Raw genomic sequence first — 19,545 nt, 5'->3', positions numbered from 1 at the left:
GGCGGTTGCGGCGCGGCATGGGACACGCGTCCACTGCGGTTCCGGGCGCGCCGTTCACGCCCGGCTGACGATGGCTTGCGAGGTTCTGTCAGCCGCTCCAGCTTGCCCTTGCGGTTCGTCCATGGCCTGCGCAACGCAGCCGGGCAACGCGGCATGGTGATCGAAGCCCACGGCCTGCGCGCCGCGGGCAAACCCGGGCGCGCACGGACGCGATTCAGAACTCCTGCCAATCGGCGGCATCGGTGGCCGGCACAGGCGCGCGTGCCACGGGGCGCGGTGCGCTTGCCGGTGCGGCGGCTGCACGCGTTGTCTTGCGCGCATGGCCGGGCGCGCTGGCGATGGCAGCGAGCTGGCGTGTCACCGGTGCCTGGGTATCGACCTTGAACACCGCCACCGCGGCAGTGAGTTGCTGCGCCTGCTCTTCCATCGCGCGGGCGGCGGCGGTGGCTTCCTCCACCAGCGCGGCGTTCTGCTGGGTGGTTTCATCCATCTGGGTGACGGTCTGGTTGACCTGTTCGATACCGGCGTACTGCTCCTGCGATGCGGAGGAAATCTCGCCCATGATGTCGGTCACGCGCTGCACGCTGGCGACGATCTCGGCCATGGTGGTACCGGCCTGATCGACCAGGGTTGCGCCTTGCGCGACCTTGTCCACCGAGTCGTCGATCAGCTGCTTGATCTCCTTGGCGGCGCCGGCCGAGCGCTGGGCCAGCGTGCGCACCTCCGAGGCCACCACGGCGAAGCCGCGGCCCTGTTCGCCGGCGCGCGCCGCTTCCACCGCCGCGTTCAGTGCCAGGATATTGGTCTGGAACGCAATGCCATCGATGACCGAGATGATCTCGGCGATCTTCTTCGACGAGGCCTGGATGTCGGACATGGTGGCGACCACATCGGCCACCACGTTGCCGCCTTGCGAGGCCACCGCCGCGGCGCCGATGGCGAGTTGGTTGGCCTGGCTGGCGTGTTCGGCGTTCTGCCGGACCGTGGAGGTGAGCTCCTCCATGGAGGCGGCGGTCTCTTCCAGGTTGGCGGCCTGCTGCTCGGTACGCTGCGACAGGTCCTGGTTGCCGGAGGCGATCTCGCCCGATGCCAGGCCGATCGCGTCGGCAGCCTGCTGGATGCGGCCGACGATGCCGGCCAGCTGTTCGGCGGTGGCGTTGGCGTCGTCGCGCATCTGCGCAAATACGCCCTGGTACTGGCCACTCATGCGCGCGGTGAGGTCGCCGGCGGCAATCGACTGCAACAGGCCGGAGAGCGAGGCGAGGTTGCCGTCGGCGGTGGCCATCAGGTGGTTGAGGCTTTCGACCATGAGGCGGAAGTCGTACTGGAACTGCTCGGCGTTGCCGCGTGCGCTGAAATCGCCATTGGCCGCCGCCTGCGCCAGATGCTTGATTTCGCGATTCATCGTGGACAGGTTGTGCTTGACCTGGTTCATCGCGGTGGTGATCGCGGCCTTCTCGCCAGGCAGTTGCGGCATGTCCTGGCTCAGGTCGCCGATGGCGTAGCGTTCCACCAGGTGGATGGTCTGCATCTTCACCTTGATGTGGGCAGCCACCAGCTCGTTGGTGTCGCGTGCCATGCGGCCGAAATCGCCGGGAAACACGCTGGCGTCCATGCGGAAACTGATCTGGCCCTCGTCGTGGCGCTTGGCCATGTCCAGCTGCGCGCCGATGAGCGTGCGTACCTGGTCCTGCATCTTGTCCATGGCCTGCAACAGGCGGCCGGTTTCGTCGCTGGCATCGGTGCGCACGTCGTTGTCCAGATGGCCGTTGGCGATGGCCTCGGCGGCGCGGGTTGCCTGGGTCAGCGGACGCACCAGGCTGCGGGTGATCGCCCAGCCGAGCAGGGCGCTGATCAGCACCACCGCCACACCGCCGCCGATCAACATGGCACGGCCGCGCGCCATCGCCGCAGTGGCAGCTTCATAGGCTTCGGTGGCGCGCCGGCGCTGCAGCGCCGAATAGTCGGCCAGGGCGTTCTGCCACTGTTCGGTGGCCGGTGCGGCTTTTTGCAACAGCAGGGCCAGCGCTTCGTCGGCCCTGGCGTTCAGGCCGAGATCGGCGACCTGCGCGTTGAGCTTGCTGGCGGCGGCGCTGGCCTGGTCGATCTTCTGTCGCAGCGCGGCGGCCTCCGGCGATGCGGAAAATACGTAGAGCGTGCGTCGGCTGTCTTCGTAGGCCGCGAGCTTGTCCTTGATGATGCCGGCAAAGCGCAGATTGTCTTCCCGGGTGGTGGGCAACACGATGTTGCGCAACTGCACGGCAACGGCGGAGCTGGCGTTGGTCATGTCTTCCAGGTGCTGCATGATCGCGATATTGCGATTGACCACGGTGTCGATGCGCTCGCGCGCCTGCGCCACGGTGTACAGGCCGGCGGCGACCAGTCCGCAGGACAGCAGGATCAGCGTGCCGAAGGCGAAGGTCAGCCGCTTGCCGACGTTGTACCGTTGTAGAAGAGCGATCATGTTGGTCTCCAGGAGCGAGGGGTGGAAAGGGGGAATGCATCGGCGCCGTGTCGTCCCCGCGTCGAGCCGGCCGTGGGCAGGCATCCGGCCGATCCATCCACCGACCGATGGATGTGCCGGGCGCGATGGCAGGGCGGGTCTGCATGCTTGTGGTCGGTAACGGCGCTGCAGATTCGGGCTGAACGCTGCTGCCAGGGCCACGTATGGGCGGCCGTCACCGAGGTGATGCGGATGTGCACGAGTGCCTCCAAACGCCTTATGGGAGCGCTATCAGCGATCGGCGAGGAATCGTGGGCTTCACTGTTCGATCACGTGCCAAGGCGTGACGGCTGCGTGTGCGTCGAGACGGGATGCGAGAGGGCGGCGAATACGCCAGAGCGTTCGCGATGGGCGACTGGTGCGATTCGCATGGCAATCGCGGCGCCGGGATCGGGCATGGCGCGGGAAAGGGCGGTGAATACGCCAGAGCGTTCGCGATGGGCGACTGGTGCGATTTGCATGGCAATCGCGGCGTCGGGATCGGGCATGGCGCGGGAATCGGTGTTGCAGGATCTCTTGCCGCATGCCGTAATGCCGTATGCGTAGCGTAGCGGCAGCGCGGTCAGCATGGCAACGGACGATGCATACCACCTGTTGCAGCGGCTGCACCGCTGTCCGCCTGCGGGCTGCGCCGCAGACGGGTTTCATCAAGACGCTCTGGCGATCAGGCGGCCTGGCCGAAGCGGGCCGGTGCCGCGGCCTGCAGCTGGAATACCGAGACCGCGTCGCGCAGTTGCTGCGCCTGTTCTTCCATCGCACGTGCCGCGGCGGTGGCTTCTTCCACCAGCGCGGCGTTTTGCTGGGTGGCCTGGTCCATCTGCGCCACGGTCTGGCCAACCTGCTCGATCCCTTGCGATTGCTGCTGCGAGGCCTCGCTGATCTCCTGCATGATGGTGGTGACGTTGCGCACCGAATCGACGATGTCCTGCATGGTGCGGCCGGCCTGGCCGACCAGCTGGTTGCCGTGGTCGACCCGGCTGACCGAGTCGTCGATCAGGTGCTTGATCTCCTTGGCCGCAGCGGCAGAGCGCTGGGCGAGGGTACGCACTTCCGAGGCCACCACCGCAAAGCCGCGCCCTTGCTCGCCGGCACGCGCCGCTTCCACCGCCGCGTTCAGCGCCAGGATGTTGGTCTGGAAGGCGATGCCGTCGATCACGCCGATGATGTCGGCGATCTTGCGGGACGCGGCCTGGATGCCGGCCATGGTGCCCACCACCTGGCCCACCACCTCGCCGCCTTGCGAGGCGACACTTGCGGCGCCGACCACCAGCTGGTTGGCACGGCGGGCATGCTCGGCGTTGTTGCGCACGGTGGAGGTGAGCTCTTCCATCGAGGCGGCGGTTTCTTCCAGATTGGCGGCCTGCTGTTCGGTGCGCTGCGACAGATCCTGGTTGCCGGAGGCGATTTCGCTGGCTGCCTCGTTGATGGCATCGGTGGCCTGCTGGATGCGCCCGACGATATCGGCCAGCTGCGCCACCGTGGCGTTGGCGTCGTCGCGCATGCGCGCAAACACGCCATGGAACTGGCCCTGCATGCGGGTGGTGAGATCGCCCGCGGCGATCGCCTGCAACACCGTGGACAGCGCGTGCAGGTTGGCATCGGCGGTGGACATCAGGTGGTTGAGGCTGTCCACCATCGCGCGGAAATCGTACTGGAAGCGCTGCGCATCGCCACGCACGCTGAAGTCGCCGTTGGCCGCGGCCTGCGCGAGCAGTTTGATCTCGCTGTTCATCGCCGACAGATTGGCCTTGACGGTGTCCATGGTCTCGCTGAGCACGGCCTTTTCGCCGGGCAGGCGTTGCATGTCTTGGCTCAGGTCGCCGATGGCATAGCGCGACATGATCTGCGCCAGCTGCATCTTCACGGCGATATGCGAGCCAACCAGGGCATTGGTGTCGCGCACCATGGTTGCGTAGGCGCCCGGGAAACGCTCGTCCTGCATGCGGAAGCTGATCTGCCCGGCGTCGTGGCGCTGCGCCATCTCGCTCTGCGCAGCCAGCACGCGCTGCAGCTGTTCCTGCATCTGGCGCATGTTGTCCAGCAGCTGGCCGGTTTCATCGCGGCACGGCGGAAGAATGTGCTCGTCCAGGTCGCCCTGCGCGATGTTGGCGGCCACCGCGGCGGCACGGCGCACATTGCGGGTAAGCCTGGACAAGGTGTACCAGCACAGCGCGGCAATCAGCACCGCCAGCAGCGACAGCCCGGCAATCGCCTGCCAGACCGCATTGCGTGCAGCCACCAGGTGACGTTCGGACTGTCGCTGCAAGGCCTGCAGCGATGTGCGGCTGAGGTCCTGCATGGCCTGGCCCAGCGTATCGAGCGCGGCGTTCCATTGCGTGTCGGCCTGCGCGTCGCTGCCTTCCAGCGCGCTGCCCAGGGCGGCCAGTGCCGCGTTCGCGCGCGCCGCTTCGGTGGTGGCGGCGTCGGCCAGCGCGGGGTCGGGCTGTTCGAGCAGGCCCATGGCCTTGTCCAGCTCATGCCGGAAGCGCACATGATTGCGCTGCAGCTGACCGAGCTGCTCGCGCAGCATGGCGCGGCTGTCGCCGGCCTGCGACGGGTCGCTGGCGGCATCCAGACGGGTCAGCGACTCGGTGGCGTCGGGGCTGTAGATCAGCGTGGCCACCACCAGGTGGTAGCTTTCGATATAGGGCGTATAGACCAGCTGGCTGTCGTCGCGCAGTGCATCGAGCGCGGCGAATGCCTGTTCGCTCACACCGGCGTAGTCCTTGGCAGCGACGCCGGCCACGTGGCGCTGCTGCAACGCGAGCAGTTGTTTCTGGCTGCGTTCGAAGCCGGGCAGGGCGGCGGTGGCGGCAAGCAGCTGTTGCAGATCGCGTTCGGCACGCTGCGCCGCCGCGTTGGCGGCGCTGCCGCTGTCGACATGGGCTGCGTGCAGGTCGGTGATCAGGCCCAGCATCTGCCCGAGCGGCGCGTAGCTGCGCAACTCGTTGCTGCTGATGGCCACGCTCTCATTGAGCTTGCCGCGGTAAAGCAGCACCGGAATGACCAGCCCGACCAGCGCCAGCACCCCGATCGCGCCGAGCTTTCTGGCGATGCCCAGATCGTCCCAGCGGCGGGTCCAGCGGAGCGATGCGGACGGAGCGGAGTGCGGCGGTAGCGCGGGCGAAAGGGTCATCGGGGCGTCTCTTGGGCGTACGCTGGCTATCGGCCGATGCCTGGTATGCCTTGAGCCGGTCGGCACTGCTGCCGACCGGCTCCGTTCAGCTTGTTGTGTCCGCTTGCCTCAGAACTCCTGCCAGCTGGTGTCGTTGCTGGAGGCGGTGACCACCGCGCGTGGTTTGGACGCGGCGGTACGACCGGCCGCCGCCACCTGCGCTTTCAGCGCGGGCGTCACTGCCGGGCGCGCAGGCGCGGCACGTACGGCCGGCTGCGCGTAGGCCGCATCGGTCTTGAACACCGCCACTGCCTCGGTCAGCCCGACCGCCTGTTCCTCCAGCGCACGTGCCGCGGCGGTGGCTTCTTCCACCAGTGCGGCATTTTGCTGGGTGGTTTCGTCCATCTGGGTCACGGTCTGGTTGACCTGCTCGATGCCGGCCGACTGTTCCTGCGAGGCGGCGGAGATCTCGCCCATGATGTCGGTCACGCGCTGCACGCTGGCCACGATCTCGCCCATGGTCTTGCCGGCGCTGTGCACCAGCACCGAACCGTCGGCCACGCGCTGCACGGAGTCGTCGATGAGGTCCTTGATCTCCTTGGCCGCACCCGAGGAGCGCTGCGCCAGGGTGCGTACTTCCGAAGCCACCACCGCAAAGCCGCGGCCCTGTTCGCCGGCACGCGCCGCTTCCACCGCCGCATTCAAGGCCAGGATGTTGGTCTGGAAGGCGATGCCGTCGATGACGGAGATGATGTCGGCGATCTTCTTGGACGAGGCCTCGATGCCGCTCATGGTCTGCACCACCTTGCTGACGATCTCGCCGCCCTGCGCGGCCACACCGGCGGCGCCGATCGCCAGCTGGTTGGCCTGGCGCGCGCTTTCGGCATTCTGCTTGACGGTGGAGGTGAGCTCTTCCATCGAGGCGGCGGTCTCTTCCAGGTTGGCGGCCTGCTGCTCGGTGCGCTGCGACAGGTCCTGGTTGCCGGCGGCGATTTCGCTGGCCGCGCCCTTGATCGACACGGCCGATTGCTTGATGCCGGTGACGATGTCGGCCAGCTGGGTGGCGGTGGCGTTGGCGTCGTCGCGCATCTGCGCGAACACGCCACGGAACTCGCCGCTCATGCGCGCGGTGAGATCGCCCGCGGCGATGGACTGCAGCAGGCGCGAGAGCGACTGCAGGTTGCCGTCGGCGGTGGACATCAACGTGTTGAGGCTGTCCACCATGGCGCGGAAGTCGTACTGGAAACGCTCGGCGTCGCCGCGTGCGCTGAAGTCGCCGTTGGCGGCGGCCTGCGCAAGGTGCTTGATCTCATGGTTCATCGCCGCCAGGTTGGCCTTGACCTGCACCATGGTGTCGGTGAGCACGGCCTTTTCGCCGGGCAGCTTGTCCATGTCTTGGCTGAGATCGCCAATGGCATAACGGCCCATGATCTGCGCCAGCTTCATCTTCACCGCGATATGCGAACCCACCAGGTTGTTGGTGTCGCTGGCCATGCGGCCGTACTCGCCGGGGAACGCATCGGCATCGATGCGGAAGCTGATCTGGCCGTCGTCGTGGCGGCGGGCCATGTCGGTCTGCGCGGCCAGCAGGCTGCGCAGCTGTTGCTGCATCCTGTGCATGGCCTTGAGCAGGCGGCCGGCTTCGTCGTTGAACGGCGTGTCGACGTCGTTGTCCAGCTTGCCGCCGGCGATCGCCTCGGCAGCGCGGGTGGCGCGGCTCAGCGGCTGGGTGAGGCTGCGGGTGATCAGCAGGCCCAGGACGCCGCTCAAAAGCACCACCAGCAGCGTTCCGCCGATCAGCAGCTTGCGTGAATCGTCCATCGACTTCAGCGCCACGGCAGACGCGTCGGCGGCAAGCTTATCCTGTAGGACGATGTTCTCGTTGATGGCGTCCTGCCACTGCTGCAAGGCAGGAGCGGCTTCGTTCAGCAGCAGCTGCAGTGCCTGTTCGCTTTGGCCGGCCATCGCCAGATCGATGACCTTGTCGTTGAGCACCTTCGCTTTGGCACGGTTGGCGTCGATCTTCGCGCGAATGAGCTTGCCCTGATCGGAGGGCGGTATTGCATACAGTGCGTCGCGCGCCTTGCTGTAGTCGGCACGCGCAGCCTGTACGTTCTTGATGAACGTGCGGTTCTGTTCATCGGTGGTCGGCAGCACCACGTTGCGGATCTCCGCGGCGATGACGTAGTTCGCATTGATCATGTCGTTGGACAGCCGGATCGACACCATGTTCTGGTGCACGATGTCGTCGACCAGATCGCGTGCCGAGGACAGGCCGCGGTACCCGATGACCGCGATTGCGGCAGACAGGACGATCAGGATGGCAAACGCAGCGGCAAGCCGCGGGCCGACGTTGTAGCGTTGCAGTAGGGCATTCATGACAGGCCTTCGCTCAGGTCAGGTGGGTGCTCGGATGCGTCGCGCGGCGCTTGACATGGTCCATGCGACTGTCGTAATTAGCGGCCCTCGGTATGCCTTCTTGAATACCTTGTCGCAAAAATTGCATAGCGTGACACAATTCGCCAAATAGACGGGGCTGCCTTCACGCAATCCTCTGCATCGCAGCGGCGTGCGCCAGCTTCATCAACGACAAAGCCGCGCGAGGTGCATCGCGCGGCTTTGTCGTCAGCCAGTCATCGGGTTGCAGCGGGCGCTCAGAACTCTGCCCAGTCCGAGTCGTTGGACACCGCTGCTGCCACGGCCGCGCGCGGCGCCGGCCGGCTCGCCGGCTTGGCGGCCCTGCTGGCCGGAGCTGGCTTGCTGGCCGTGATCTGACGCACCACCGGGGTGGCGCGGGTCACCGACTCCAGCTCGGCCGACAGCCGGAACAGCGCCACCGCTTCGGTGAGCTGCTGCGCCTGTTCTTCCATCGAACGCGCGGCGGCGGTGGCTTCTTCCACCAATGCCGCATTCTGCTGGGTGGCTTCATCCATGTGGGTCACGGTCTGGTTGACCTGCTCGATGCCGGCCGACTGTTCCTGCGAGGCCGCGGAGATTTCGCTCATGATGTCGGTCACGCGCTGCACCGAGGAGACGATTTCGCTCATGGTGCTGCCGGCCTGATTCACCAGCGCCGAGCCTTCGGCCACCTTGCTCACCGAATCGTCGATCAGGCCCTTGATCTCCTTGGCCGCACCGGCCGAGCGCTGTGCCAGCGTGCGCACTTCCGAGGCCACCACGGCAAAGCCGCGGCCCTGCTCGCCGGCACGCGCCGCTTCCACTGCGGCATTCAAGGCCAGGATGTTGGTCTGGAAGGCGATGCCGTCGATGACCGAGATGATCTCGGCGATCTTCCTGGACGAGGTTTCGATGCCGGACATGGTGGTGACCACCTGGCCGACCACCGCGCCGCCATGCGAGGCCACGCCGGCCGCGCCGATGGCGAGCTGGTTGGCCTGGCGTGCGTGCTCGGCGTTCTGCTTGACGGTGGAGGTGAGTTCTTCCATCGAGGCAGCGGTTTCTTCAAGGTTGGCCGCCTGCTGCTCGGTGCGCTGCGACAGATCCTGGTTGCCGGCCGCGATTTCGCCGGCGGCCGTGTTGATGGCCAGGGTGGAATGCTTGATGCGGCCGACGATGTCGGTCAGGCGCTGCACGGTGGCATTGGCATCGTCGCGCAAACGCGCGAACACGCCGTGGAATTGTCCGTCCATGTGCGCGGTCAGGTCGCCATCGGCCACCGCACCCAGCAGCTGCGAGAGCTTGCCCAGGTTGCGGTCGCTGACTTCCATCATCGAGTTCAGGTCGGCCACCATCACCGCGAAATCGTACTTGAAGCGTGCGGCATCGCCACGTGCGCTGAAGTCGCCTGCAGCGGCGGCCTGCGCCAGTTGCTTGATCTCGGTATTGATCGCCAACAGGCTGGCCTTGGCCGCGTCCATGGCTTCGTGCAGCACGGCGCGGCTGCCGGGCAGGCGGCGCGCATCCTGGCTCAGGTCGCCCTGGGCGTACTGGTTGAGGATGGCGACCGAATCGACGATGGCATCCAGGTGCTCGAAGATCATCGTGTTGATGCCGGCGGCCAGATTGCCGTACACACCGGGGAAATCCTCCGGCATGCGATGGGTGATGTCTTCGGCCGCATGCAGGTGCGACATGCGCGCGGTCTCGTCGGAGAAGCGGCGCAGCAACCTGGTCATGTCGCCGGTGGCCTGCAGCATCTGGCCGATTTCGTCCTTGCTGGTGGTGCCGATCTGCGCGCCGAGATCGCCGCTCGAGACCGCCTGGATGGCGCCCAGCGCCTTGGACAGCGGCGTGGTGATGCTGCGCGCGATCAACCAGCCGAAGGTGACCGACAGGGCCGCCATCAGCAGCGTGCCGATCAACAGCACCGCACTGGTCATCTTGAACGAGGCGCTGCTGGCGGCCACCATGTTGGCCAGCGCGGTGGATTGCTCGGCATACATCTTGTCGATGGTCTGGAACAGCACCTTGCGGATGTCGCCGGATTGCTTGTTCGCAGCCACCGCAGCCGCGTAGTCGGGATCCTTGTAGAGCGCGCGCAAGGTCTTGTTGGCTTCGAAGTAACTGGCGCTTTCCTTGGCGAGCTTGTCGTAGCCGGCCTTCAGCGGCGAGCCGTCAGCGATCTTGGCTTCCAGCGCCTTCTGCGTCTGTGCGTACTTGCCCTGGATTTCGTCCATGCGGGTCAGGAAGTAGTCGTAGCGTTCCTGGTTCTGCAGATTGACGAACTGGCCCGATTCGTAGATACGGAATTCGCCGCCGAATGCGCGCAGTTCCGAGAGCCGGGTCAGCACCGGAACCACATCTTCGTTGATCAGCACCGCCTGCTGCTGCATCTGCTTCATGCGCGAGAAGCCCAGCCCGCCAAGCAGGGCAGTGAGGGCGGCACTGAGGCAGAACGCAAACATCAGCTTGCGGCGGATGGGCCAGTCGTTGAACTTGTTCATCTATTACTCCAGGGATGTCGCGTCGCAATGTTGTCCTGCACGCTAGCGGCCCCGGGGCTGGATACTTTATTTTTCAAGGATGAACGGCAGCACCGCCGCACACTGCAGATGTGCGGATTTGCTGCGAAAAGCTGCTGATTTACCAGCAGCCGGCTTGCTATGACAGCCTTTGTGACTGCTGCTGCAGGGCCGCGCGTTCTGGCTCGATGCGCCTTTCACTGGCCGCGATAACCGAGCGCGACCATTGTGTCGTCGAGCGCACTATCGGGTGGCGGCCAGTGCATATGCGCCGGGCGCGGGCGATACGTGCATGGCACTGCGCTTTGCAATGGCGTGGGGCGCATCGGCCAGCGTGAAGCGCGCCACCGCCTGCGCCAGCTGACCGGCCTGATCTTCCATCGCGCGTGCAGCGGCGGTCGCTTCTTCCACCAGTGCGCCGTTCTGCTGGGTGGCTTCATCCATCTGGGTGATGGTGAGATTGACCTGCTCGATGCCGGCCGATTGCTCCTGCGATGCGGCGGCGATCTCGCCCATGATGTCGGTGACGCGCTGCACGCTGGCCACGATCTCGGCCATGGTGGTGCCTGCCTGGTGGACCAGGTGCGAGCCTTCGGCCACCTTGCCGACCGAATCGTCGATCAGGTGCTTGATCTCCTTGGCCGCACCGGCCGAGCGCTGGGCGAGGGTACGTACTTCGGAGGCCACCACGGCGAAGCCGCGGCCCTGCTCGCCGGCACGCGCCGCTTCCACTGCGGCGTTGAGCGCCAGGATATTGGTCTGGAAGGCGATGCCATCGATGACGGAGATGATCTCGGCGATCTTCTTCGAGGAGACTTCGATGCCGGACATGGTGGAGACCACCTGCGCCACCACGCTGCCGCCGTGCGAGGCGACACCGGCCGCACCGATGGCCAGTTGATTGGCCTGGCGCGCGCTCTCGGCATTCTGCCTGACGGTGGAGGTGAGCTCTTCCATCGAGGCGGCGGTTTCTTCCAGGTTGGCGGCCTGTTGTTCGGTGCGCTGCGACAGATCCTGATTGCCGGCAGCGATCTCGCTGGCGGCGGCATTGATCTGCGTGGCCGAGGTCTGGATGCCGGAGACGATGCCGGTCAGCTGCGCCACCGTGGCATTGGCATCGTCGCGCATACGCGCGAACACACCTTCGAACTGTCCATCCATGCGCACGGTGAGGTCGCCCTCGGCCAGCGCGCTGAGCAGGCTGGAAATGCGCTCCAGGCCTTGCGAGGTGGTTTCCAGCAAACCATTGAGCTGGCGACCGAATTCCAGGTAGAAGCCGTGCTTGTCTTCGAGCGCCAGCCGCTGGCCGAAATCGCCCATCAAGGCGGACTGCACCAGCGCGGCCACTTCCTTCTGCGTGCTTACTTCTGCGCTGACATTGCGCCACAGCAACATGCTGCCGCTGCGACGGCCATCGGCTGCGTACAGCGGGGTCATGGTCAGGTCCAGCGTGACCGGGCCGAAGGTGTAGCGCTCCTGGGTGGTGGATTGCAATTGCTGAAGGCGTTGCGTGCGCGCCCGGCCTTCAATGTCGCTACCGAACACATAGTCCAGTGGCTTGCCGACCACCGCATCGGCGCTGAAGCCGCTCTGGCCCTTGGCATGGAACGCGGGCTCGCCCCGCTTGAACGACGTGTGCAGCGCTTCGGTGATGAACACCGCGTTGTGTTGTTCGTCGGCCAGCAACACTTCCATTTCCGAGTGTTCCAGCGCAGTGCGAATGCGCAGGTTTTCGTTGGCGATGGCGGTGTCGCGCTCGATGCGCGCGCGCAGGTCGTTCTGCATGCGTTGCATGGCGCCCATCAGGCGGCCCACTTCGTCCTGGCGCTGCACGGCGATGTGGTTGTCGAGCTTGCCGGAGGCGATCGCATCGGCCACGCCCACCGCCGATTCCAGCGGACGCACCACCTGGCGGCGCAGCAGCAGGAACAAGGCGCCGCTGAGCACCACTGCCGAGCCCAGGCCTACCAGCAGAATCGTCAACAACAAGCGGTGCGCCTGCTGCATGATGGCGGCATACGGCACCACCACGCCCAGCGCGAAGCGCTCCTGTGCCTTGCCGATCTGCAACGGCACATACGCGCTGACGCTGCCGTTGGCATCGGGATCGAAATCCACCGAGTCCTTGCCGGCCTTGATCGCCTCCAGCATGCGGCGATGCCGCGCATCGGTCACCGGCTTGCCGATGCGTGCGCCATCGCGCGAGGACAGCACCACGCCGGCGGGCGAGATCAGTTCGACATAACCGCTGCGCATCGGGCGCAGCGCACCCAGGCGCTGCTGCAAGGCGGCCAGCGCCACGTCCACGGTGACCGCGCCCAGGTAGTTGCCATCCTGCAGGATCGGCGTGGACAGGGTGGTCATCAGCACGGTCTTGCCGCCGATCTTGTAATCGTACGGTTCGGCCACGGTCTGGCGCAGCAGTGCACGCGGCTTGAGGTTCCAGTCGCCAAGGCCTGGGGTTTCGTAATCGGTGAGCGGTTCGCGCACCAGCTTCTGGCCGTCGCGTCCCCAATAGGTCATGAAACGACCGGTGGCGTCGTGGCCCTTGGCATTGGCGAAATCGCCGTCCCTGCCATCGAAGGCCTGGGTTTCCCACAAGGTGCCCATGCCCACCCATTCCGGATGGTCCAGCAGCTGGTCATGCACGATCGCCGCGGCGGTCTCGCGGCTGAGGCCACCGCTGGCACGCTGCACCAGCATGGTGGTGGCCAGGGATTGACCGGTGGTCAGCGCCTGCCCGAGTTCGCTGCCGATCTGCTCGGCCTGGTAGCGCGCGGCGTTCTGCATCGTGGCCTGCGCCGAGGTGCTCAAGGCACGGCTGCTCTGCCAGTAGGTGATGGCTGCGGTCAGGCCGAAGCACAGCGAGGCGATGACCGCAGTACCGACCATCAGGCGGTACGCCAGGCGTCCGCTCAAACGTGAGTGCGTGGAAGAGGTCATGGGCGTTGGCCGCAGAAGGGAGGGATGACCCCGCCGAAGCGGGGTGGTGCGTCTGGAACGGCTGGCAACGCTAGTGCGCAGCCGCAAGGCCGGCGTGGCAGGTGCGCGGAACCTTCATTTCATGTATCGCTGGTACACCCCGGCGCTCCCGCATGCCGGCTACACCCGGCTTATAATTGCGCAGCACCCTTTGCTGCCACGCTCAGTAGGCTGCCAGGGCGGCGCGCTTGGGCGCGCGCGCGGTTGCAGTGGCGCGTGATTGCGCCGTGGCCTCGATCCGGAAGATCGCCACCGCATCGTCCAGCTGGCGTGCCTGCTGCTGCATCGCGTTGGCGGCGGCGGTGGCTTCTTCCACCAATGCGGCGTTCTGCTGGGTGCTCTCGTCCATCTGGGTGACGGTGAGGTTGACCTGCTCGATGCCGGCCGACTGCTCCTGCGAGGCGGCGGAAATCTCGCTCATGATGTCGGTGACGCGCTGCACCGAGGACACGATCTCGGCCATGGTCTTGCCGGCCTGATCCACCAGCGCCGAGCCCTGGGCCACCTTGCCGACCGAATCGTCGATCAGATGCTTGATCTCCTTGGCCGCACCGGCCGAGCGCTGGGCGAGGGTACGCACTTCGCTGGCGACCACGGCAAAGCCGCGGCCCTGTTCGCCGGCACGCGCCGCTTCCACCGCAGCGTTCAAGGCCAGGATATTGGTCTGGAAGGCAATGCCATCGATGACCGAGATGATCTCGGCGATCTTCTTGGACGAGGTCTGGATGCCGGACATGGTCTCCACCACCTGGCTGACCACCTGGCCGCCCTGCGATGCCACGCTGGCCGCACCGATGGCCAGCTGGTTGGCCTGGCGCGCGCTTTCGGCGTTCTGCTTGACGGTGGAGGTGAGCTCTTCCATCGAGGCGGCGGTCTCTTCCAGGTTGGCGGCCTGTTGCTCGGTGCGCTGCGACAGATCGTTGTTGCCGGCGGCGATCTCGCTGGCCGAGCCGGTGATGGACCCGGCGGCCTGCTGGATGCGCCCGACGATGCCGGCCAGCTGCGTGGCGGTGGCGTTGGCATCGTCGCGCATGCGTGCGAACACGCCGTGGAACTGGCCTTCCATCCGTGCGGTGAGGTCGCCTTCGGCCAGTGCGGCCAGCAGCTCGGAGAGCTTGCCCAGGTTGCGGTCGCTGACCTCCATCATCGCGTTGAGATCGTTGATCATGCGTGCCGAATCGTGCTTGAAGCGCGTGGCATCGCCGCGCTGGCTGAAGTCGCCTTCGGCCGCCGCCTGCGCCAGCCGCTTGATCTCGGTGTTGATCGCCAGCAGGCTGGCCTTGGCGGCGTCCATCGCTTCGTGCAGCACCGCGCGGGTGCCAGGCAGGCGCGCGGCATCGCGCGACAGATCGCCCTGCGCATACTCGTTGAGGATGCCGATGGCATCGACGATGGCGTCCAGGTGTTCGAAGATCATGGTGTTGATGCCGACAGCCAGCTCGCCATACACGCCCGGGAAATCGGTCGGCATGCGGTGGGTCACATCGTCGCCGGCATGCATGTGCACCATCACCTTGGTCTGCGCCGAGAAGCGCTCCAGGGTGTGCACCATGTCGTCGGTGGCCTTGAGCATCTGGCCGATTTCATCGTTGCCATGGGCTGCGGTGCGCACGCTGAGGTCGCCGCGCGCCACGCCCTTGATCGCCGCCAGGGCACGTGCCACCGGCTCCAGGATCGAATTGCCGATCATCCAGCCGACCAACAGGTTGAGCAGCACCAGCACGCCGCCGGCCAGGGTCACGATGCCGGTGAATGCCAGCGCCTGCGACTGGGTGTCGTCCAGGTACACGCCGGTACCGATCACCCAGCCCCACGGCTTGTACAGCGCCGCGTAGGAGGTCTTTTGCACCGGGTCTTTCTGGCCCGGCTTGGCCCAGGTGTAATCGACATAGCCGCCACCGGCCTGCGCGGCGGTCACGAACGCCGGAAAGATGCGCTTGCCGTCGGGGCTGAGCACATCGGTCAGCGGCTTGCCGTTGAGGTCCGGGCGGGTGGGGTGCATCAGCATCACCGGCGCCTGGTCGGTGACGTAGATATAGTCCACGCCACCGCGTGCGCGCATGGTGGACAAGGTGTTCAACGCCGCCTTCTTGGCGGCGTCCACGTCCATCTCGCCTTTCTCGGCGCGCTCGGCGTAGCCGTTGACCACCGCAATGGCCATTTCGATCTGGCTCTTGAGGCCATCGCGCCGCGTGTCGGTGAGATCAACGTACTGCATGCGTGCCGCAACGATGGCCAGCGCGATGATGCCCAGCGCCATCAGCGCGGTCTGGGCGAGAAACTTGCGCTTGAGCGGCACGTTGGCCAACGTCTTTGCGAGCGAACTCTTGAACGTCATGACAGGTATCCAGCGAAGGGAATGTGACCGGGATAAGTCGAATAGCGACCCGAAGAGAGAAAGATTGAGCATTGGGCGACGCACGGTGTGCTAGCGCCGCGAACCGGTTACGGGAGACGGTGCCGCGCCCTGGGCGCCACTACAACCGGAGCCGCAGGCTTGGCCGGCGCAAGGTCAGCGTGCACGGCGCCGCGGGCACGACCGGCTGCAGCGCGGCGATGCGTGAGCGGGCGTGCCCGGGGGCGGAGATCGCGGTGCAGGCAATGCGGCCGCGTCGGCCGCATTGCCAGAAGCGCTCAATTGCGCGGCGGCTTGCCGTTACCGGCAACAGAGGCCTGCAGGTTCTGCAGTTCGGCCCACAGCACCTGGCGGGTGTCGCCGGCATGGCCCAGCGACAAGGCCTGGGCATCGTGCAGATCGCCGGCATGCAGGGCGCGGTTGGCCTGGCGGTGTTGCGCCAGGTACTGGCCGAGCTGCTGCTGCACCACGGCGAATTGGCGTGCCTGCTCGCCTTGCGGCGCGGTGGCCTGAAAGTATCCGGCGTGGCGGGCGATACGCTGACGCAGCTTGCCCAGGCGTTCGTCGTAGGCCTGCACCCGCGCCGGGTCGTGCGAAGCGGCGAGCTGGGCACGCTGTTCTTCGCGCAGCTGCACCAGATCGACGGCCAGCGACTGCAATGCCGTGACCGGCACACTGTCCAGCAAAACCGAGACCGGGGCGGCCGGCGCCGCGAACGAGGGCGGCATCGAGGCGCCGGCTGCCAGCAGGGCAACGGCGAACACGGCAGCCAGCAGCGGACGAGCGGAGCGGATGGAATTGGCGATGTGCATGCGGACGTCCTCCAATCTGGCGCGGGCAATGCGGCCCTCAGTGCTGTTTGTATCGGCCGCATGTGCTTGCGCTTGATCACGTTTCGACCAGCGGCAGGTCCGCACGGTGAATCGTTGGTTTCGTGAAATCCGAACGGGCACCGCGCGCATTCGATGCACGATCAGCAGCATGCAGGGCTGGACGGCAGCAGGCCCCCGGCACGGCCGGGACGCCGTGCAAGGCGCGATCTCCACCGATGGCGTTGCAGTCGCCGGCACTGGATCGAGTGGCACAGAACGCAGTTGCACAAACGCACAGGCCCCGACATCGTTGCCAGGGCCTGTGCATGGAGGCTGCGCAACGGCCGCCGATCGAACCGGCTGGGTCAGAACTCGTGCCAGCTGGTGTCGCCGTTGGAAGCGGCTGCCAGCGCGGGGCGTGCGGCCGCGCGCGTCCTGGATGCAGTGGCAGCCGGAGCGGCAGCGGACTTGACTGCAGTCTTTTTCACCGGCTTGAGCGGCGTCGGCGTAGTGCGTGCCGGTGCCACCGTCAGCACATCGGTGGGCTGCAGCTTGAAGATCGCCACGGCATCGGACAACTGGCCGGCCTGGTCCTCCATCGCGCGTGCGGCGGCGGTGGCTTCTTCCACCAGGGCCGCGTTCTGCTGGGTGGCCTCGTCCATCTGGGTGACGGTGAGGTTGACCTGCTCGATGCCGGCAGACTGTTCCTGAGAGGCAGCGGAGATCTCGCCCATGATGTCGGTGACGCGTTGCACGCTGGCCACGATGTCGGCCATGGTCTTGCCGGCCTGGTCCACCAGCAACGCGCCTTCGGCGACCTTGCCGACCGAGTCGTCGATCAGGTGCTTGATCTCCTTGGCCGCGCCGGCCGAGCGTTGGGCGAGGGTACGCACTTCGCTGGCCACCACCGCGAATCCGCGGCCTTGTTCGCCGGCACGTGCTGCTTCCACTGCGGCATTCAAGGCCAGGATGTTGGTCTGGAAGGCGATACCGTCGATGACCGAGATGATCTCGGCGATCTTCTTCGACGAGACCTCGATACCGGACATGGTGGTGACCACCTGCGCCACCACTGCGCCGCCCTGCGAGGCGACCGAGGCGGCGCCGATCGCCAGCTGGTTGGCCTGGCGCGCGTGCTCGGCATTCTGCTTGACGGTGGAGGTGAGCTCTTCCATCGAGGCGGCGGTTTCTTCCAGGTTGGCGGCCTGCTGCTCGGTGCGCTGCGACAGATCCTGATTACCGGCGGCGATTTCGCTGGCGGCGGTATTGATCGAGGTGGTGGCGTGCTGGATGCGCCCGACGATGCTCGACAGCTGCTCGGTGGTGGCGTTGGCATCGTCGCGCATCCGCGCGAACACACCATGGAACTGGCCGTGCATGCGCTCGCTCAGGTCGCCGGCGGCAATGGCCTGCAGCACCTTGGACAGCGAGGCCAGGTTGGCATCGGCGGTGGCCATCAGCTGATTGAGGCTGTCCACCATGGCGTGGAAATCGTACTGGAAGCGCTGCGCATCGCCGCGCACGCTGAAATCGCCATTGGCCGCCGCCTGCGCCAGCATCTTGATCTCGCGGTTCATCGCCGAGAGGTTGGCCTTGACGGTATCCATGGTGTCGCTCAGCACGGCCTTTTCGCCCGGCAAACGCTGCATGTCCTGGCTCAGGTCGCCGATGGCATAGCGCGACATGATCTGCGCCAGACTGGTCTGCACGGTGACATGCGCGCCGACCAGGCTGTTGGTGTCGTGCACCATCGTGCCGAAATCGCCGGGAAATGCCTGCGGATCCATGCGGTAGCTGATCTGCCCGGCATCATGGCGTTGTGCCATTTCCGACTGCGCGGCCAGCACGGCCTGCAGCTGATGCTGCATGCCTTGCATGCTTTCCAGCAGCTGCCCGGCTTCGTCGCGGCTATCGACCTGGATGGCGTTGTCCAGCTTGCCACGGGCAATGGCCCCGGCGACGCAGGTGGCACGGCCGAGCGGGCCGGCGATGCTGCGCGCGATGAACCAGCCGGCAAATGCGGCCAGCAGCACCACCAGCACCATCGCCGCGATCATCACCTGCACCGAGCGCTGGTAGGTGGCTTCTGCCCTGGCGATTTCCTCGTCCATGTGGGCGGTGTTGAACTTGGTCAGCTCCACCAGCTTGGCGAACAGTTCGCGCCGCGCCGGCCGCGATTGCTCATCGGACACGCTGTTTGCGGTGACCAGATCGCCGGCACGCACGGCGGCACTGAGCGCGGCATTGGCCTTGTAGTAGTCGCCCAGCTTCTGCTTGACCTGGTCGTACAGTTCGGCTTCCTTGCCGGGTGTGGTGGTCTTGGCATAGGCGCTCTGCGCCGCGTCGATCTCGGCACGCGCCTTGTCCATGCGTTCGAAATAATTCTGCACCGCCTTCGGATCGTCGGCGTGTGCCAGCTGGGCAAGTTCGTAGGTGCGGAATTCGCCCAGCAAGGCGCGCATTTCGCTCAGCTGCTGCACCGCCGGCGCCCACACATTGCCGATCTCGCGCAACAGGTGCGCACTGGATTGCATGCGCGCCAGCGCGAACACGCCCAGGCTCAGGGTGATCAATGCGGTGAAGGAAAATGCCACGGCCAACTTGCGGGCAACGGCAAGATTACGGAACCAGTTCATAACGGTCTTCTCGTGTTGCAGAGAACGACTGGCCTCGTGGGCGCCCGTCGGCGTTGGGCGAGGGACGATGGCAGAGTCGAAAGATCCGGACAAAGGGCCAGAATCTCCCGCCGGTCGTGTCGGGCCGGACGGGTGTTGCTGATGCCGGCAGTCCCCATACTGCCGGCGATCACTCCAGCGCCGATCGTTCGTCGATCGCGTGGTGGAGTCGGGCGGCCG

Annotated in this window: 9 protein-coding genes and 1 other RNA gene; 1 reads left to right on the top strand and 9 read right to left on the bottom strand. The window is 66.2% G+C overall.

What is annotated here, in order from left to right; translation table 11 throughout:
* The first annotated feature begins 17 nt into the window (after positions 1–17).
* A non-coding RNA gene (locus tag ACCQ05_RS11840) (sX9 sRNA) lies at positions 18–94 on the top strand.
* A gap of 120 nt (positions 95–214) precedes the next feature.
* On the opposite strand, the gene ACCQ05_RS11835 is transcribed toward ACCQ05_RS11840, so the two are convergent.
* The 9 genes from ACCQ05_RS11835 to ACCQ05_RS11795 form a co-directional block, all read right to left on the bottom strand.
* The gene (locus ACCQ05_RS11835) at positions 215–2,464 is read right to left on the bottom strand and encodes a methyl-accepting chemotaxis protein (protein WP_372390403.1); all 2,250 of its coding nucleotides are present in this window, start codon (positions 2,462–2,464) and stop codon (positions 215–217) included.
* Positions 2,465–2,772: 308 nt separating this feature from the next.
* Positions 2,773–3,072: a hypothetical protein gene (locus tag ACCQ05_RS11830; protein ID WP_228964959.1), complete on the bottom strand. Its 300-nt coding sequence runs from the start codon at positions 3,070–3,072 to the stop codon at positions 2,773–2,775.
* A gap of 95 nt (positions 3,073–3,167) precedes the next feature.
* Positions 3,168–5,639: a methyl-accepting chemotaxis protein gene (locus tag ACCQ05_RS11825; RefSeq protein ID WP_372390401.1), complete on the bottom strand. Its 2,472-nt coding sequence runs from the start codon at positions 5,637–5,639 to the stop codon at positions 3,168–3,170.
* 108 nt (positions 5,640–5,747) lie between these two features.
* Complete coding sequence (locus ACCQ05_RS11820) at positions 5,748–7,997, bottom strand: methyl-accepting chemotaxis protein (protein ID WP_372390399.1); 2,250 nt, start codon at positions 7,995–7,997, stop codon at positions 5,748–5,750.
* Between the two features lie 275 nt (positions 7,998–8,272).
* Positions 8,273–10,522 (bottom strand): methyl-accepting chemotaxis protein, encoded by a 2,250-nt coding sequence (locus ACCQ05_RS11815; protein WP_372390397.1) that lies wholly within the window; start codon positions 10,520–10,522, stop codon positions 8,273–8,275.
* Positions 10,523–10,783: 261 nt separating this feature from the next.
* Positions 10,784–13,483, bottom strand: a complete 2,700-nt coding sequence (locus tag ACCQ05_RS11810) for a methyl-accepting chemotaxis protein (protein WP_372390394.1) — start codon at positions 13,481–13,483, stop codon at positions 10,784–10,786.
* Positions 13,484–13,685: 202 nt separating this feature from the next.
* Entirely contained in the window at positions 13,686–15,860 is a 2,175-nt protein-coding gene (locus ACCQ05_RS11805; protein ID WP_228964953.1) for a methyl-accepting chemotaxis protein, read from the bottom strand.
* A 296-nt stretch (positions 15,861–16,156) separates the two neighbouring features.
* The gene (locus tag ACCQ05_RS11800) at positions 16,157–16,690 is read right to left on the bottom strand and encodes an MCP four helix bundle domain-containing protein (protein ID WP_104540872.1); all 534 of its coding nucleotides are present in this window, start codon (positions 16,688–16,690) and stop codon (positions 16,157–16,159) included.
* A gap of 365 nt (positions 16,691–17,055) precedes the next feature.
* Positions 17,056–19,326 carry a methyl-accepting chemotaxis protein gene (locus tag ACCQ05_RS11795; RefSeq protein ID WP_372390392.1) on the bottom strand — a complete coding sequence of 757 codons (2,271 nt, stop codon included), beginning with the start codon at positions 19,324–19,326 and terminating at the stop codon, positions 17,056–17,058.
* Positions 19,327–19,545: the final 219 nt, after the last annotated feature.

It is taken from the genome of Xanthomonas sp. NCPPB 3582, from assembly GCF_041475735.2.
Lineage (GTDB): Bacteria > Pseudomonadota > Gammaproteobacteria > Xanthomonadales > Xanthomonadaceae > Xanthomonas > Xanthomonas codiaei.
The sequence above is the reverse complement of the archived record's forward strand: the minus strand, read 5'-3'. Positions and strand labels throughout refer to the sequence as shown.

Excerpts from the sequence above, each read along its gene's own strand:
- ACCQ05_RS11835 (WP_372390403.1), bottom strand. The coding sequence starts at position 2,464 with ATGATCGCTCTTCTACAACGGTACAACGTCGGCAAGCGGCTGACCTTC.
- ACCQ05_RS11830 (WP_228964959.1), bottom strand. The coding sequence starts at position 3,072 with ATGCTGACCGCGCTGCCGCTACGCTACGCATACGGCATTACGGCATGC.
- ACCQ05_RS11825 (WP_372390401.1), bottom strand. The coding sequence starts at position 5,639 with ATGACCCTTTCGCCCGCGCTACCGCCGCACTCCGCTCCGTCCGCATCG.
- ACCQ05_RS11820 (WP_372390399.1), bottom strand. The coding sequence starts at position 7,997 with ATGAATGCCCTACTGCAACGCTACAACGTCGGCCCGCGGCTTGCCGCT.
- ACCQ05_RS11815 (WP_372390397.1), bottom strand. The coding sequence starts at position 10,522 with ATGAACAAGTTCAACGACTGGCCCATCCGCCGCAAGCTGATGTTTGCG.
- ACCQ05_RS11810 (WP_372390394.1), bottom strand. The coding sequence starts at position 13,483 with ATGACCTCTTCCACGCACTCACGTTTGAGCGGACGCCTGGCGTACCGC.
- ACCQ05_RS11805 (WP_228964953.1), bottom strand. The coding sequence starts at position 15,860 with ATGACGTTCAAGAGTTCGCTCGCAAAGACGTTGGCCAACGTGCCGCTC.
- ACCQ05_RS11800 (WP_104540872.1), bottom strand. The coding sequence starts at position 16,690 with ATGCACATCGCCAATTCCATCCGCTCCGCTCGTCCGCTGCTGGCTGCC.
- ACCQ05_RS11795 (WP_372390392.1), bottom strand. The coding sequence starts at position 19,326 with ATGAACTGGTTCCGTAATCTTGCCGTTGCCCGCAAGTTGGCCGTGGCA.